The organism is Streptomyces sp. bgisy159, from assembly GCF_057707805.1.
Genome location: NZ_JBYIQX010000119.1, coordinates 1 through 1,274, shown reverse-complemented (window position 1 = coordinate 1,274; position 1,274 = coordinate 1). Strand labels below are relative to the sequence as shown.

The 1,274-nt window shown below is 67.5% G+C and carries 1 protein-coding gene; it reads right to left on the bottom strand.

Annotated features, from left to right (window positions below; all coding sequences use genetic code 11):
• Positions 1-629: 629 nt before the first annotated feature.
• Positions 630-1,064 carry a hypothetical protein gene (locus tag AC3ET3_RS36070; protein ID WP_432159261.1) on the bottom strand — a complete coding sequence of 145 codons (435 nt, stop codon included), beginning with the start codon at positions 1,062-1,064 and terminating at the stop codon, positions 630-632.
• Between the last annotated feature and the right edge of the window lie 210 nt (positions 1,065-1,274).

Here is a 1,274-nt window from a genome sequence, read left to right as displayed (position 1 = left end):
CGAATCGTCACACCGGTCACGGCCGACCAGGGCCGATCAACAAGATCGTGTTACGAGCTCATAGCCCTCGTTTCTCCGCTCTGGCCGCCTCGTTGAGCTGAATGAGTGACAGCGAGGGGTGGGGCGAATAAATCACTAGAGCAGGTGCCGGAGGATCGCTCGGTACGCGGGCCCTTCCATGTCGTCGTCGGGGGCAACCCGGTCGACCTTGGGCGGACCGTATGAGGGTTCCCACGTGTCGAACCACGGCGTCGGGGGGGGCCGACGTACACGGTCCCGTGCTCGGGGAACTGGTCGGCGGTGATGTCGACGACAAGGCCCTCCCGCTCTGCCCAGGCGTGGGTCTCGTGCGGGTTCTCCCTTTTGCCGCAGGCATACAACCAGCCGTCCAGACCCCGCTCGGCGAGGTAGGTGCACAGCATGACCGTGGCCGCGCCGCAGCTCCCCTGAGGGAAGTCCCGGAACCCTGGGTGTGGTGCGTCGAGGTCGCCGGCCTGCTTGGCGTCCTCGATGGCGCGGCGGAAACGCATGGCCTCCAGCAGCACGTGATCTTCGTACGAAGCCATGGCCGGAACCTACCTGGTGCGGTGAGAGGCAGCGTGTAGGCGCTCTCGCGGCCCTTACGTAACCTACGGCCGCTTGAGCGGGGTACGTCCGCAGTCGATCGCTTCGGCGGCCTCGTTCTCGTCGTAGCTCATGGTGCCTTCGCCGTGGCAGTCCTCGCAGGTGTCCCACACGAGGGAGTAGCCGTCGGGTGCTTCGTCGTCTTCCTGGCCGACCTGGATGGATCCTTCACCGTCGCATTCGAGGCAGTCGAAGACGTACTCGCCGGGTTCCAGCGCCAGTTCGTCGGCCCACGCCTCGAAGTCGTCGACATCGGTGTCGGGCGCGCTCGAGCGGGCGCGGGCCAGGACGGCGATCCCTCCGGCGAGCGCCGCCATCGCGCCGACGGCCACGGCCGCCCGGCCTACGGGGCCGAAGCGGTCCCAGCGGGCGGTGATACGCCGGCGCAGCGGCGGCCTGGTCTCGGCGTCGTCTGCTGGCTTCTGTGGTCCGTCGGTCATCGTGTGCCCTCGAGTGAAGTGGAGTAGTAGCAAGGGGCGTTCAGTGTGGCAGGAGCGCGGCCGCGATAGGGCGGGAATGCGGGACTGCTGCACGAACAGGTGACACCTGACCTGGCTTGCTGAGAGGCGGCCTGGAAGGATGTTGCAGTGCCCAAGCCGTATCCGAAGGAGTTCCGCGAGGACGTCGTGCGGGTCGCGCGCAACCGCGAG

Coding starts and splice junctions, on each gene's coding strand:
- AC3ET3_RS36070 (WP_432159261.1), bottom strand. CDS start 1,064: ATGACCGACGGACCACAGAAGCCAGCAGACGACGCCGAGACCAGGCCG.